This is a genomic window from Vibrio aerogenes (genome assembly GCF_024346755.1).
Lineage (GTDB): Bacteria > Pseudomonadota > Gammaproteobacteria > Enterobacterales > Vibrionaceae > Vibrio > Vibrio aerogenes.
In genome coordinates this window covers 1,308,666-1,323,274 of record NZ_AP024861.1, presented here as the reverse complement: position 1 = coordinate 1,323,274, position 14,609 = coordinate 1,308,666, and the positions used below count along the sequence as shown (strand labels likewise).

General features: G+C 44.5%; 13 protein-coding genes. 5 read left to right on the top strand and 8 right to left on the bottom strand.

What is annotated here, in order from left to right; all coding sequences use genetic code 11:
• Positions 1-33: 33 nt before the first annotated feature.
• Positions 34-813, bottom strand: coding sequence for a Zn-ribbon-containing protein (locus tag OCV29_RS05975; RefSeq protein ID WP_073603859.1), 780 nt, complete (start codon positions 811-813; stop codon positions 34-36).
• Between the two features lie 3 nt (positions 814-816).
• Entirely contained in the window at positions 817-1,350 is a 534-nt protein-coding gene (gene syd / locus OCV29_RS05970) for a SecY-interacting protein (RefSeq protein ID WP_073603860.1), read from the bottom strand.
• 105 nt (positions 1,351-1,455) lie between these two features.
• On the opposite strand from syd, the gene queF reads away from it, so the two are divergent.
• From queF to xni, 5 genes are all read left to right on the top strand, one after another.
• A complete protein-coding gene (gene queF / locus OCV29_RS05965) occupies positions 1,456-2,301 on the top strand; it encodes an NADPH-dependent 7-cyano-7-deazaguanine reductase QueF (RefSeq protein ID WP_073603861.1) in 846 nt (281 codons plus the stop codon).
• A gap of 14 nt (positions 2,302-2,315) precedes the next feature.
• Positions 2,316-4,595: a tetratricopeptide repeat protein gene (locus OCV29_RS05960; RefSeq protein ID WP_073603862.1), complete on the top strand. Its 2,280-nt coding sequence runs from the start codon at positions 2,316-2,318 to the stop codon at positions 4,593-4,595.
• A 42-nt stretch (positions 4,596-4,637) separates the two neighbouring features.
• Complete coding sequence (locus OCV29_RS05955) at positions 4,638-5,918, top strand: sensor domain-containing diguanylate cyclase (RefSeq protein WP_073603863.1); 1,281 nt, start codon at positions 4,638-4,640, stop codon at positions 5,916-5,918.
• Between the two features lie 241 nt (positions 5,919-6,159).
• Entirely contained in the window at positions 6,160-7,521 is a 1,362-nt protein-coding gene (gene ppnN / locus OCV29_RS05950) for a nucleotide 5'-monophosphate nucleosidase PpnN (RefSeq protein ID WP_073603864.1), read from the top strand.
• 87 nt (positions 7,522-7,608) lie between these two features.
• Complete coding sequence (xni, locus tag OCV29_RS05945; protein WP_073603865.1) at positions 7,609-8,391, top strand: flap endonuclease Xni; 783 nt, start codon at positions 7,609-7,611, stop codon at positions 8,389-8,391.
• Between the two features lie 127 nt (positions 8,392-8,518).
• Here xni and rlmM read toward each other — a convergent pair whose 3' ends face one another.
• The 6 genes from rlmM to OCV29_RS05915 form a co-directional block, all read right to left on the bottom strand.
• Complete coding sequence (gene rlmM, locus OCV29_RS05940; protein ID WP_073603913.1) at positions 8,519-9,610, bottom strand: 23S rRNA (cytidine(2498)-2'-O)-methyltransferase RlmM; 1,092 nt, start codon at positions 9,608-9,610, stop codon at positions 8,519-8,521.
• Positions 9,607-10,014, bottom strand: a complete 408-nt coding sequence (locus tag OCV29_RS05935) for a DUF423 domain-containing protein (protein WP_073603866.1) — start codon at positions 10,012-10,014, stop codon at positions 9,607-9,609. The genes rlmM and OCV29_RS05935 overlap by 4 nt, the downstream gene beginning before the upstream one ends.
• The gene (locus OCV29_RS05930) at positions 10,004-10,627 is read right to left on the bottom strand and encodes an alpha/beta fold hydrolase (protein ID WP_073603867.1); all 624 of its coding nucleotides are present in this window, start codon (positions 10,625-10,627) and stop codon (positions 10,004-10,006) included. The genes OCV29_RS05935 and OCV29_RS05930 overlap by 11 nt, the downstream gene beginning before the upstream one ends.
• The gene (locus tag OCV29_RS05925) at positions 10,605-11,528 is read right to left on the bottom strand and encodes a transcriptional regulator GcvA (protein ID WP_073603868.1); all 924 of its coding nucleotides are present in this window, start codon (positions 11,526-11,528) and stop codon (positions 10,605-10,607) included. Before OCV29_RS05925 ends, OCV29_RS05930 begins: the two co-directional genes overlap by 23 nt.
• Positions 11,529-11,991: 463 nt before the next feature.
• Positions 11,992-13,446 (bottom strand): tRNA uracil 4-sulfurtransferase ThiI, encoded by a 1,455-nt coding sequence (gene thiI, locus OCV29_RS05920; protein WP_073603869.1) that lies wholly within the window; start codon positions 13,444-13,446, stop codon positions 11,992-11,994.
• Positions 13,447-13,630: 184 nt separating this feature from the next.
• On the bottom strand, positions 13,631-14,596 hold the full coding sequence (locus OCV29_RS05915; protein ID WP_073603870.1) for a flagellar motor protein MotB: 966 nt from the start codon (positions 14,594-14,596) through the stop codon (positions 13,631-13,633).
• Positions 14,597-14,609: the final 13 nt, after the last annotated feature.

Sequence of the window (14,609 nt, the reverse complement as noted above, 5' to 3'; positions counted from 1 at the left end):
GGCTTTTTCATTCACGTTTTTAAACCGGTACGATTACTTGAGATAATCCCAGGATAAGTTAGAAATAATCCTGCACTTCTCACACCTGAAGTGAAAGATATCATGAACAGGCTCATGCAAACGCCACTCCCCGCCACAAACCGGACACAAGCGTTGTTGCTCAGCCTCAAGACTGACGCCACCGACCTGATACTGGTAATAATAAGTCGGAATCCCCGTTAAATATTCGATTCGGCCCCGCAAATCCCAACCCCGCCTGAACAGATCACTTTCAGGATGATTTAACTCTTTTAATGCCGCATGTTCCGCACGACAGCCTCCGGCCATTTGCAGCTCATCACAAGCCTGCCACTCCGTCTGCCATTTAATCACAGCTTTGTGATCACCATTGAAAGTCGGCGGAATACGATACAGGGGAACAGGCAGCAAATTATCGCCATTTCTCAACGGTGAACAGGTATGCACATAAGTTGTGTAAAGTATCTGCCACTCTCTGGTTTCAGACGTATCCGTTTGCTCGGAATGAATATCCAGACCAATAATTTTCACTTTCGGAGCCAACAATCCGGCATCAGTCAGGCGCGACAAACAGACTTTAACAAAATCAGAATGGTAGTCAGGATGTAAGCTTTGCTTCTCAGGACACATCGCACGGACTGAAAAAATCCCCTCTTCTCCCATCACCACCGGGAATTCACGCCCTAACAGCTGACCATTGAAGCGAAATGCCTCAATCAGGCCATAAATGGCCTGTTCCACGGCAGAAACGGTTGTGTTATCAAAACACTCAAATTGCAATTCAACGACGTACATCCATCATACCCTTGGTGTCAGTTGATCCAGAAATACATCTAATGAGGGTGCCAGCACATCCCGTTGCTTTGTCCCCACCCTTTCGGATAAAACCTGCCCGGTCAGGTTACACACCGAAATCACATCAAACTCAGCAGGTGTCGAAGCAATAAAAACGGTTGGCTTCAGCTTCAACCGTCGCTGAGTCACCAGATGACCTAAAATATTTTCCTGTAAACGGATAAAATCATCATCATTCCATACCTGAAGCAACGTCAGATCCATGCCTTCCCAGACCGCGTCCATATCGGCACAATACTGAGTGCCGTAAAAATCTTTGATATCTGAGTGCAATAACAGTTCTATCGACTGTTCAACCTTAGAAAAATCAGCCGGCTCACGACTGACAGGCTGCCAGAAAACCGTCTCATCATGACAAGCAGTTATACATTCAGAAGGCCAGTCATATAAATCCGGATTATCCGGTGACTGGCCATAAACCTGATAATAATCATCCTGATAGCGCTGGCTGAACCGGGTTAAAGCATCTGAAACCATATGTAGGGAGACTCCTCTGGATTTCGTCCAATAAGCAGACCTGTAATGACACAGGGCCACGGATTTCGTAGAATTCTGATATTCTAAACAAATTTAGCACTAAGTATGAGCAAATATTCTGATGACAAAGCGCTGGCTGGTCTGACTTTAGGTAAAACCACACACTATAAGGCACATTACGACCCATCCCTGTTACAACCTGTGCCCAGATCGCTCAACCGGGATGATTTACAACTCAACTCTTCACTCCCTTTTACCGGCTGTGATCTGTGGACACTTTATGAACTTTCATGGCTGAATCACAATGGCCTGCCTCAAATTGCGATCGGACACGTTTCTGTTCCGGCTGAAAGCCCTGCCTTAATCGAATCAAAATCCTTTAAACTGTACCTGAACAGTTATAACCAAAGCCGGTTTGACAGTATTCAGGCGGTACAAAAGCAACTGGAAAACGATTTATCTGCATGCGCCGGTGCGCCGGTTTCTGTTATATTAAGCAAAGTCACCGATTTCACCGGCGAGGCTATCACCCCGATGCAAGGTGAATGTATTGACGATACTGATATCCTCATTGATTGCTACGATTTCAATCCATCTCTGCTGGACAATGCAACCGGTCATGAATGGGTCGAAGAAACACTTCACAGTCACTTACTGAAATCAAATTGCCTGATTACCAGCCAACCGGACTGGGGTAGTATTGAAATTCATTATCAGGGACATAAAATCAACCGGGAAGCACTGCTCCGCTATCTGATATCATTCCGTGAACACAATGAATTTCATGAACAGTGTGTTGAAAGAATTTTTACCGATATTAAAAAGTATTGCGCTCCGAAAAAGCTGACCGTCTATGCAAGATATACCCGCAGAGGCGGACTGGATATCAATCCATACCGTTCTTCAGAAAATAAAGCACCAATCAATACTGGCCGGATGGCACGCCAGTAACGCAGGGCAAAAACATGACAAACAGAAGCTGGAAAACACTTTTTCTGTTGCTGAGTACTTTACTGTGCTACAGCACAAGTGCCAGTGGTTATTCATCCCCGACACTCAACGAAGCAAGCCTGTTACTGGATATTGATCCCAGAGAAGCACAATCCCTTGTGACTGCTTTTCTGACCCAGAGAAGACTGATAGATACAACGGAAAAAACCCCGTCAACGATCACAAGAGATGAAACGGAGCATAAAATCCGCACACCGGGCGCCAGTGTTGAAGCACTTGGCATTCTCGCACAGGCTCAATCACATCTGGGCCACCAGACACAGGCGATGGATTACATTCGTCAGGCCAAAGTTCTGGCCAATAAATATCAACTGATTTATCTGGATATCGATGTCCGGCTGCTGGAGATCAAACTCAACTGGTTGTTTGATCGCAATAAATCACGGGCACGCCAGCAAATTGCCCGTATTGAGACCCGCCTGGATCAGATGAAAAACACCTCACAACTGATTCAGCGGATCCGATATAAAATCTTGATGCTACAGGCAGAAATCGCCTCCCGGTCAGACGAAAATCAGCTGGCTGAGAAGCTATACAAACATGCAAAAGATTATTTCTCTTCAATTCAGGCCGTGACCACACAGATCAAATATCATATTGAATTCGGTAAACACTTCCTCTCTCACGGGCAATATAATAAAGCCCTTTCAGAGTTACTGACAGCATACTGGAGTGCACTTGAAGCAGATGATGGCGCTCAGCTTGCTGCCACCAATTCACTGCTGGCCCGGCTTTTTTTCGAACGGCGTGTACTTGACAAAGCCCTCCTGTACCTGTCTCAGGCTGCGGATTTTTATGACAACTATGAACGTTCACCGGTTTGGGTCAACATCATGCAGCGAATGGGAGATATTTACTTTCGCCAGGGGAAATATAATCTGGCACTGGTTTCTTACCTCAATGTGCTGGACCACCCCGTCACCCAGCATAGCAAGGCACAATTTATTTCTGTCAGAATCAATCTGGCAGCTACCTATCTGCAACTTTATAATTATCCACTCGCAGAAGACTATCTTGAAGCCATTGACCCACTGTTAAAACAAAATGATTTTCCCGGACTTCAGGGCAAAGCAGCTTTGCTGAAAGCCGTGATCGCTTATGTACAAAAGCAACCCTCTCTGGCAATACAGCTGGGATTAAAATCTGAACAGCTCACCGAAATAACTCACGATCATCATACAAACCTTCAGGCTTTAAAACTGCTTTCAAATGCCTATGAGCAGCAGGGCAACTACAAAAAGGCGTTGTATTACGCACACCGACACTACCAGCAAAATGAATCCCGGCAACAGAAGCTCAATCAGCTGAGTGAGGATGACTTTAAACAGCAAAAAGCATTTGTTGAACAAACCCTTCATCTGGAAGGGCTGGACAGAGAACTGAAACGCCAGAAAAACCGTTACAGTTCTTTAAAAAATATTTCATACAGCATCGCTATTATCAGCTTTGTTTTCTTCCTCGTCATCTTAAGACGCGGGTACATTATTCGTCACCAAAATGAAGAAATTGAAGAGTTGAACAACCACTTATTTACTCATTCCCGCTCTCAGCTGAATAACTTGAGGATGCTGAATGTCAATCTTTCCTCAACGTTGATGCAAAAACGCAATCAGGTCTATGAACAATGGTATATGGGAGAGCTGATTCATAAGCCACTGAATGATAAACTCCGGTTTGCGATGATTGATGTGCCTTTTCTCAGAAATATGTATCTGCAGCACGGTTATTCTGAAGGCCTGAAATTAGAGCTGGCTTTTGGTAAATTTCTGAAAGAAAAGTTATCATCAAATGCCCGGATATTTCATTTCACAGATGCAAATTTGTTATATATAGAAAATAATCAGGAACAGGACACACAGCCTCAGGCATTATTTGACCGGATTCAAACCTGGGTCAATGAATTTCAGTCATCTGTTCCGTTAAACCGGATTATCCGGATCGGGATTGCCGATTATCCTTTTCCGCCTAAAGCACATACGGCTATCAATGAAAAAGAATTGCTGGATATTTTATTGATGGCAACCAGTGCATCCAGAGATTTAAGTATCAAAGAAAAATCAAGCCACTGGGTTTATTTAAAGGCCATTGATAATACGCCGGCAGCAAGTTTTGCTTCCGACAATATCAGAGAAGCCTGCCAGCAGGCAATTAGCCAGGGACTGGTCAAAGTACATTCTTCATATAACAACGAAGAAAGCATACAAAACTTATTAAATGTTAATGAGACACCCTGACAAAGGGTGATCGGACATTTTCAAAACAGTTAGCTAAAAGTTATGGAAAAACAAATCAATAATTCTGAACATTTGATACACCAGAGCGGTAATACATTACTGAAGATTCCCGGACTTCCGCCCAAGATAAAGAGAGAGCTCAGAGATTTACTGAATTTCAGTGAGATTCATCATGAAACAAAAACCAGGCAGGCTTTTCACCTGCTGAATCTTTATGAACGTGCGATTAAGATCTTTGCAGTCAATCCTGAATTAAAAGAAAAAAATATTCAGTTGTCCGTGGGTCAAGGCTTATTCAACCGGTTATCTGATGAACTCCAAACGTTGATTTCAGAGCTGGACTTTGGCGGAGAAGCCGGAGATGTTCTGCTTGATATTCGCGCCAGACTCCTGACGGGTGTCAAACCTGAGCAGTTGCTGGAACTGACACTGGAAGTATTCCGGTTACTGATTCAGGGGACTGCATATGAACGCAGCCATTCAGAACAATATCTCAAACAAATCAATAACTCACTGGCAAATTGTCTGAGTTCAACCAACAGAAATATTGAATATCACTCGCAGATCTGCCAGAACCGTCACTCAATGCATCAGGAGTTTTCCCAGCTGGTGCAACAAAGCCGTACCGTACTGAAAGAAACTCAGGATACGAATGAGCTGAAAAATGAAATAGCCTCTTTAATTAATCAGTTCAATGAATTATCTAAACAGTACAAAGCCTCTGAAAGTGATGACCAAACATACCTTGAAACTCTGGAAGTCACACAAAACCGGATAGAAACAAGCTATGAAATTACCCAAAATTTTCGCCACCGGCTATCCGATCAGGCAGAACGGGCACTAAAGGATCCCCTGACAAAAGTTTATAACCGGACCGCACTTCATCATCGTCTGGAACTTGAATATCACCGCTGGATTCGTAACAAACATCCTTTAAGACTGGCTTTATTTGACATTGATAACTTTAAATCAATTAACAGACACTTTGGCTATCCGGCCGGAGATAAGGCGCTCAAAATCATAGCCCGGGCCATTATGAAAGAAACGAGTGCAACTGATACTGTAGCCCGGATATCGGGAGAAGAATTCTTAATGATTCTTCCGGAGAGAAAAGAACAGGAATGTTATTCATTAATCCAGAATATTCAACATAATATCAGAAGCATCCCTTTTAAGTTTAAAGATAAAGAGCTGAAGATAACTGTCAGCAGTATCAGTGTCCCTTTTCTGGACAATGAATCACCAGACGAAACTCTGGAGCGTCTTTATCAGCAATTATATAAGCTCAAAGACCAGGGACCGGATAAAACCGTATGGCAATAGGCGTTCATTTTTTAGCCACAAACAGGTCAATCATGTGAAGTGTCTCTCATAATTGATGTAAACAAGTTTCCGGATAAACTGACACCCAACTAGATTGGTAATAAAAATCATAGCGTTATACATAGCACCTTCTGGATATTTGGGCATCGGCCATATACAAAACTGTATCAGGAATAGCCGGGACAAATGAAATAATCACACTAAGAAAACTGATCCAGTTGCCGGGGGACAGGAGACCTTCATGATTACACATATTAGTCCGACAGGAAGTATGAATTTATTGTCTCAACTTGAAGTTGAGCGCTTAAAAAAAACCGCGTCAAGCGGCGATCTGTATCAATTATACCGTAACTGCACGCTGGCTGTGCTTAACTCAGGCAGTCATACTGACAACTCGAAGGAACTGCTGGATAAATATCAGGATTTCGATGTCAATGTTCTGCGCAGAGAACGGGGCATCAAACTGGAACTGACAAACCCGCCTGCTGATGCTTTTGTAGATGGTGAAATTATCAAAGGTATTCAGGAACACCTCTCTTCTGTGTTACGGGATATTGTCTACGTCAATATGCATGTGGCTGAAAGCCAGCGTCTGAATCTGACCAACTCCATTCATATCACCAATCTGGTTTTCAGCATCCTGCGTAATGCCGGCACCCTGATTCCGGGCGTCGTTCCTAATATGGTCGTGTGTTGGGGAGGCCATTCTATTAATCCGACGGAATATCAATATACACGCGAAGTCGGGAATGAGCTGGGACTGCGGGAAATGAATATATGTACCGGCTGCGGTCCGGGAGCAATGGAAGGGCCAATGAAGGGAGCAGCCATCGGTCATGCCAAACAACGCTACGCCAATGCACGTTATATTGGGCTGACAGAGCCATCGATCATCGCTGCCGAGCCACCAAACCCCATCGTCAATGAACTCATTATCATGCCGGATATTGAAAAACGGCTTGAAGCCTTTGTACGCATGGCCCACGGTATTATTATTTTTCCGGGGGGACCGGGCACTGCCGAAGAACTGCTCTATATTCTGGGTATCATGATGCACCCCGATAATGCCAGTCAACCTCTCCCGATTGTTCTTACCGGCCCGAAAGAAAGCGAAGATTATTTCCGTTCTCTGGATGAATTTATTAAAGACACACTGGGTGAAGACGCCCGGAAACATTATCAGATTATTATCGATGATCCGGCGCAAGCAGCCAGAGTCATGAGCCAGAAGATGCCGGAAGTCCGCCAGTATCGCAAAGAACAGGGAGATGCATACAGTTTCAACTGGTCACTGAAAATCACCCCGGAGTTTCAGTTGCCATTTATCCCGACTCATGAATCCATGGCTGATCTGGATCTGCACCTTGAGCAGGCGCCTGAATCTCTGGCAGCGAATTTACGTAAAGCCTTCTCCGGGATCGTCGCCGGGAATGTTAAAGCGGAAGGTATCCGGGAAATCGAAGAATTTGGTCCATTCATCATTGATGGACTGCCTGAACTGATGCGCAAAATGGACAAACTGCTCAAGGACTTTGTCGCACAGGATCGCATGAAGCTTCCAGGGGGACACGCCTATGCTCCCTGCTACAAGATTTCGACCTGACAATCCCAGGGTCTGAAAAAGACCTGCCTTTGAAAAACAAAATGATTTGATTACAATAAGGGCCCCGGCCCTTATTATTTTAAGCTCATGTCATTACATCTGGTCATCATTGATGCACTGAATCTCATCCGGCGTGTGCATTCCGCACAACCTGATCCTGAAGATATCCAACGAACGATTCATACGACGACGAAAACCCTGTCAAAAATTATTCAGGAAACACACCCCACACATATGGTTGCCGTTTTCGATCATGAATCTGACGACAAAGGCTGGCGTGGAAAACTGTTGCCCGGATACAAAGAAAAACGTAAACCGATGCCAGAACCTCTAAAACAAAATCTGGATGCGATCCAGCAATCCTGGTGGGAGCTGGGCCTCGATTCTTTGCTGTCCGAAGGGGATGAGGCAGATGATTTGGTTGCAACTCTCGCCATTAAAGTCGCGGCCAGACAAGAGCAGGTCACGATTATTTCTACCGATAAAGGCTACTGCCAGCTCTTATCACCGACACTCAGGATCCGCGATTACTTTCAGCACCGTTGGCTTGATACACCATTTATAGAACGTGAATTTGGCGTCCGCCCAACCCAGCTGACAGACTTCTGGGGATTGGCTGGCATCAGTTCCAGTCAGGTTTCCGGTATACCGGGAGTCGGACCGAAAGCAGCGAAAGAGATTCTGACACAATGTAACAATCTGGAAGAAGCTTTCAGTTGCATGACACTGGCAGAAAAATATCAAAAGAAGCTTACAGAACACCGGGAACTGGCGATTGCATGTAAAGCCGTCGCAACACTGAAAACAGATATTCAGCTGGGTTTTAACCTTCAGGATATCCGTTTCAGTCAGCCGGAACGAGGGGTTTAACTTTTCCCTGGGACTGAATTCAGCCCCAGGGATGGGTTCATGCGTGTCTGTGTTCGATATCTGCCTCGTGACCTGCAATGAGGAAGGTATTTAGGGTCTGTTGACCTGTTGAGTGCATTTTATGGAATTAATAAGGTGATATACGGGAGAGTATCTGAACATGTACTGTGATTTCTTCCCGATCATGATAAAGATGTTTAGCCTGAAGCTTAAACTGAACCTGATTCTCCTTAAAAAACAGTTTCAGGTTTTCGATATCTTCTGAGACCTCTTCGTAACGTCCTTTCATCGGCAATTTCAGATTAAAGATCGCTTCCTTCGCCCATCCCCGAATTAACCATTCTCCCATTAACTGTGCCACTCTGGATGGTTTTTCTATCATATCGCATACCAGCCAGGTCACATTTTTCTTCAAAGGTTCAAACTTAAAGCCATCTTCCATATGGTGTTTGACCTGTCCGGTATCCATCAAACTATCAGCCATCATGCCATTATCTACCGCATGCACAAACATAGAGCGTTTAACCAGCTGATAAGTCCAGCCACCGGGGCATGCGCCTAAATCAACAGCCCACATTCCGGAAGCCAGGCGCTCGTCCCATTCAGGACGGGGAATAAAGACATGGAACGCCTCTTCAAGCTTTAGTGTTGAGCGGCTGGGTGCATCTGAAGGAAATTTAAGCCGGGGAATCCCCATAAAAAATGCAGAATTATTATCGCTGTATGAATACCCGACATAACAATGCCCCGGTTTCACAAAACAAACATGCAAGACAGGTTTCTTCGTATTTTCTTTGTGAAATAATAAGCCCTTACCACGCAAAGCCTGACGCAGCGGCACCGTAAATTTCCGGCAGAATTTCAGCAGAGATTTCGCTTCATTGGTATCTGGTGTTTCAACACGCAAATCACCACAACGGGGAAAGGCTTCAATCTCACCCAACTCACTCAGCAATGGCGTCACACGATCTTGCTCAGGCAAGTCTTCAAAGCTACAGGCAACCGCAAAAAACTGCCGGGTAAAAATCAGATTGCGAAAGTCCAGTTCACGAATCAAACGCTCTGCATCACCGTCCTGATAGCACTCAAACAGAACATAGCCGGAATTTTTAACTAAACGCGGAAAACCAAATACCTCAATATTTGTTGCTTTCTCCTGAACTTCTCCCGCACACTCTTTTTCAAAACCAGCACGGCAATAGAGCATAACCTGCTTCACGAACTCACCTCTTTCATATTCCATGCGGCTACCATCATCATGATCCAGCCAACAATAAAGCACAATCCGCCAAAGGGCGTGACCGGGCCAAACCATTTCACACCAGTTAACGCCAAAAGATATAGACTGCCACTAAAGCAAAAGATGCCGATCATAAAGCAAATTGCAGCACGGGAAAAATATTTCGATGCTTTATTTTCATCACTGTTCTTCAGGAGACAAAGCATAATGGCGCAACACAAAACCGACAAAGTATGAATAAACTGATAATGAACACCGGTTTCAAACACACCCAGTAAATACGGTGACAAAACAGATTTCAGCCCATGAGAAGCAAATGCTCCGAATATCACACTAAAAACGCCGGATCCTGCACCAAAAATCAATAAACCTCTACTTTTCATCTGCCACCTCCCGGATAAACCGGCTTAATAACTCAGCTGCAAGTTCCAGATTTTCTTCCTCCGAATAACCGGAACGCTTGCGGGGCTTAAAACTATGATCGCCATCAGGAATAAACTGAAGCTGAACCTGCTGACTGAAATTCATCAGTTCTACTTCTTCCCGCTTACCAAATGTATCCCGCTCACCCTGCAAAATTAAACATGGCACCGGACAATCGGCCAGATGCTCTCCTTTCATTTTTTCCGGTTTACCCGGTGGATGGAAGGGAAAACCAAGACACGCGACCCCTTTGACTGAAGGATGACTTGTCAGCAAGCTTGCCATGCGTCCACCCATTGACTTTCCGCCAATCACAACCCCTTGCTGGCCATGAGCCGCTATGATCTGCTCAAACGCTTCAAGCAGCTTTGGCGCTCGATCAGGCGGATACTTTTTCCCTTCCTGCTGCTGACGAATCATATAAGGAAAGTTAAATCTGACCACGCGGATCCCATGCTGTACCAGATAGCGGGTCATTGACTCCATAAACGGATGCATCATACCGGCACCCGCACCATGTGCAAATATAAAAACCGGTCCATCATGACCACTAATCAACTGCGATTCCTTCATCTAAAATCACCTCTTGTTCCTGTCTTGCGCGGTTGAGCATCCAGTGACGAAATGTTGCAATCCGTCCTGTATGCGCCTGTGTTTCATGACAAACCAGATAAAACGCATTATCCGTCATTAATACTTTATCAAAGGGGGCCACCAAACGACCGGCATCAACTTCGGGCTGAGCCAGAACATTGTTTCCCAAAGCAATTCCCTGCCCCAGTGCAGCCGCCTGTAAGACCATCGTCGAATGGCTGAAAATCGGACCATAATTGACATTCTCAAGCTCTAATTCATACTCTTTCGCAAATTTCTGCCAATCTTTACGGGATTCATCATGTAACAACGTATGTTGTTGCAGATCATCCAGCGACTGGAATGCATGCCCGTTATGAATTAAAGAAGGCGCACACAGCGGTATTAAAAATTCCTGATACAGTTTATCAGCCCTGAGTCCTGGCCAAAGCCCTTTTCCGTAATAAATCGCGACATCAACATCATCCAGCAGCGACCCTTCGTACTTATCAACTGCTTTTATCCGAACATCTATATCAGGTTGCTGTAAATGAAAGTCTGTCAGACGGGGAACCAGCCACTGAATCGCAAAACTGGGCGGTAAACTAATAGTTAAAGCACCTTTTTCACTCCGCTCCAGCAATTTATTTGTTGCATCCTGAATAAAAGTAAACACATCTTTAATATCAAAAAAATAATTTTGTCCTTCATCTGTAAGCAACAAAGAGCGATTTCTTCTGAGAAAAAGCTTAATTCCAAGAAACTCTTCTAGTGATTTAATCTGATGACTCACCGCCGCCTGAGTCACATATAATTCTTCAGCAGCTTTGGTAAAGCTTAAGTGTCTTGCCGCAGATTCGAAAACACGCAAAGAATTGAGTGGCGGTAATTTCTTGTTCAATCTTTCACCTTAAAAAATCGGATTAGTTTTTTTTATGCGAAGCATTATAATTTGTCCGTTGTGAGACCTCCAGAAAAATTCTATATTCTGCCTCGCAAACAAGTCTTAACGACTTGATTCCCTTGTGAATCATTAGACTTTGTGTTGCGATGTTGTGTTTGCAAGCTCGTATTTCGAGTCTGGTGGTATTTACCACAGTTTTTGTAATAAATATGTTATGAAAACATACTTCCTGTATTAAATTTTGACCTGTCTGTCAAATGTTTGCACCGCCTTTATGGCGGTGCGTTTTTATGTAAAGTCATAAAAAATTGTCTCAACTCCCGCTTCTCTCCTGTATCCACAGTCAGACAAAATTATTTTACAGATATCCATGCAAAAATTACTCTGCAGACACAAAAAAGCAGCCTTTCGGCTGCTATCGGCGAACTTTGACTCAACGGAATAAGAACCGAATCCGGCGTTACGCCAATGGACGGTAAACTTTTACGTTATCAAATCCCTGTTCTTTCAGATATAGCGCCTGTAAACGACTCATCACACCGCGCTCACAGTAAAGCAAATATGTTTTGGACTGATCTAAATCACCAAACTGAGTTGCCAGTTTATAGAAAGGTAAATGGTGCACATTAACACCGTCGATCTCCAGTGGGTGATCGTCTTCTTCATCAGGACTACGAATATCCAGCACGACTGCATGTTCCTGAACCGCATCAACCAGCTCAATATCCGGTACCTGCTGCAGGCTTTCTTTTTCGATGTCACGAATATCCATCTGACGTGCCTGACGCACCACACTGTCCAGAACAGAGAAATCAAAATTTCCTTCTTCCGCTTCCAGTTTTTCTTTGACTGCTTTCACTGTGGGTTTTCTGGAAATCACACCACAGTATTCAGGCATCGTTTTCGCGAAATCTTCTGTCCCAATATCTCTGGCAAGATTGATGATGTCTTCTTTGTCCCAGTTGATCAGCGGACGAAGAATCAGACGATCTGTCACCCCATCAATATGGCGTAAATTAGTTAATGTCTGACTGGAAACCTGACCCAGCGCTTCCCCGGTGACTAACGCCTGAATACCAAATTTCTCCGCTATCATTCCGGCAGCACGCATAAACATCCGCTTAAGCACGACCCCCATCTGGCCATCATCGACTTTTTCCAGAATTTCAGCCACAACCGGCTCAAAGTCAACCGCAATAAACCGGACTTTCGCAGAAGAACCATATTTATTCCACAGATATGAAGCCACCTGTTTGACGCCGATTTCATGCGCCGGACCACCCAGATTAAAGAAACAATAATGAACTTTAGAGCCACGCTTGATATGCAGATAACTGGAAACACCAGAATCAAAACCACCAGAGATCAGGCTCAGAACATCTTCCTGGGTGCCCAGAGGAAAACCACCAAGGCCTTTGTGCCGGGCAATAATCAGATTCAGTTTATCGTCAGTAATTTCAACCTTAATGGTAATATCAGGATGATTCAGCTTAACTTTGGCGCTTTCAACAGCCTGATTCAAACCGCCACCAACATAACGCTCCAGCTCTATTGAAGTAAAATCGTGCTTCCCACGCCGTTTTGCACGGACAACAAATGTCTTATTTTCGATATTGTGGCGATGGTGTGCTAAAACCTGCTGATAAATATCATGTAAATCCGCAAATTCCGATTGCTTCACTTCCAGAACATGATGAATACCCGGTGTATGTGTCAGAATTTCCACCACTTCCTGATAATACTGATCAGAAGCCGCAGTCACTTCAATATGATCACGACGATTATACACAGCAACAGACTCTGTCCTGCTTTTCACGATATTGCGAATATTACACTCAAGAATTTTCGTAAAACGTTTACGGACGGACTCACTTTTCACAAAGATTTCAGGATGAGGTTTAACAATAAATTTCATAAGATACTTCGCAATCCGGATAAAAACTTACATAGACGTCTGGGTACTTTCATCTGAAGTACAGCAAACACTCGTTGATGAAGGCGCAAGATTATACATGAGATAGAGGACATGAGGAAACCCTGACCGGAAAAACAAAAGGCAGGCTGTGACCGCCTGCCTTCAACATCAATCCGAGATGAGATTACTGATTGCTTTGATCCGGCCCGACGGCTTTCACTTCATCACTATACAATGGTTTACCCTGCAAAATACTGATTTCCACACGGCGGTTCTTTGAACGGCCTAGCGCAGTATCATTTGAATCAACAGGCTGAGTATCCGCCATCCCTCTCACTTCAAGTCTTTCATGATCAAATCCCGGCACTTTCTCCATTTCCTGAGCAACAGAGACTGCGCGCTGTGCTGAAAGATCCCAGTTTGAACGGTACAATTCAGAATCAAGTGGCTGATTGTCCGTATGACCTGATATTCTGACAACGCCCGGAACATCTTTCACCAGCTCTGCAATCTGTCTGACCAGTGGTCTGAACTTAGGTTGCAGAAATGCTGAATCTTTCGGGAATGCGCCTTTTTCACGAATCCGGATAACAATTTCCTGACCCAGATTCTCAACTTCAATTGCCCCCTGCTCAATCTCACGGGATAGTGCCTGTTTGATGTTTTCAGACACAACTTCCATTTCATCAACCGTTGAAACAGACTCTTGCTGACGATCTTCAACCGATTCTTCATTCTGGTTGTCTTTGGTGGAATCTTCCGGGGATTGCCCACCAGTTAAATCACCCGCTTCCCGTTGTGTCCCGCCAGCCTGATCTTCATCACCTTCCTGAAACTCCAGCGTTTGCTGAGTAATATCAATCGTTTGCTGCATAATAACGTCAATCGGTGTCGGCTCGGGTCTGCCCGGACGAAATTCCTGAGCAATTACGCTGGTCCCTTTCGGAATATCTTTGACTTCCAGCCGGTTTTGAACACCGAATGCAAACTTCATCGAACCTGCGATCTGTTTAAACTTCAGCACGTCCATTTCGGAAAATGAAAGCAGCAACACGAAAAAACACATCAGCAGCGACATCAAATCTGAAAATGTCGTCATCCAGGCAGGCGCACCGGGAGGCGGACATTTACAATTATCTTCATCATCCATTACTTCACTCTCC

Excerpts from the sequence above, each read along its gene's own strand:
- OCV29_RS05975 (WP_073603859.1), bottom strand. The coding sequence starts at position 813 with ATGTACGTCGTTGAATTGCAATTTGAGTGTTTTGATAACACAACCGTT.
- OCV29_RS05915 (WP_073603870.1), bottom strand. The coding sequence starts at position 14,596 with ATGGATGATGAAGATAATTGTAAATGTCCGCCTCCCGGTGCGCCTGCC.
- OCV29_RS05960 (WP_073603862.1), top strand. The coding sequence starts at position 2,316 with ATGACAAACAGAAGCTGGAAAACACTTTTTCTGTTGCTGAGTACTTTA.
- thiI (WP_073603869.1), bottom strand. The coding sequence starts at position 13,446 with ATGAAATTTATTGTTAAACCTCATCCTGAAATCTTTGTGAAAAGTGAG.
- OCV29_RS05935 (WP_073603866.1), bottom strand. The coding sequence starts at position 10,014 with ATGAAAAGTAGAGGTTTATTGATTTTTGGTGCAGGATCCGGCGTTTTT.
- OCV29_RS05930 (WP_073603867.1), bottom strand. The coding sequence starts at position 10,627 with ATGAAGGAATCGCAGTTGATTAGTGGTCATGATGGACCGGTTTTTATA.
- OCV29_RS05955 (WP_073603863.1), top strand. The coding sequence starts at position 4,638 with ATGGAAAAACAAATCAATAATTCTGAACATTTGATACACCAGAGCGGT.
- syd (WP_073603860.1), bottom strand. The coding sequence starts at position 1,350 with ATGGTTTCAGATGCTTTAACCCGGTTCAGCCAGCGCTATCAGGATGAT.
- queF (WP_073603861.1), top strand. The coding sequence starts at position 1,456 with ATGAGCAAATATTCTGATGACAAAGCGCTGGCTGGTCTGACTTTAGGT.
- ppnN (WP_073603864.1), top strand. The coding sequence starts at position 6,160 with ATGATTACACATATTAGTCCGACAGGAAGTATGAATTTATTGTCTCAA.
- xni (WP_073603865.1), top strand. The coding sequence starts at position 7,609 with ATGTCATTACATCTGGTCATCATTGATGCACTGAATCTCATCCGGCGT.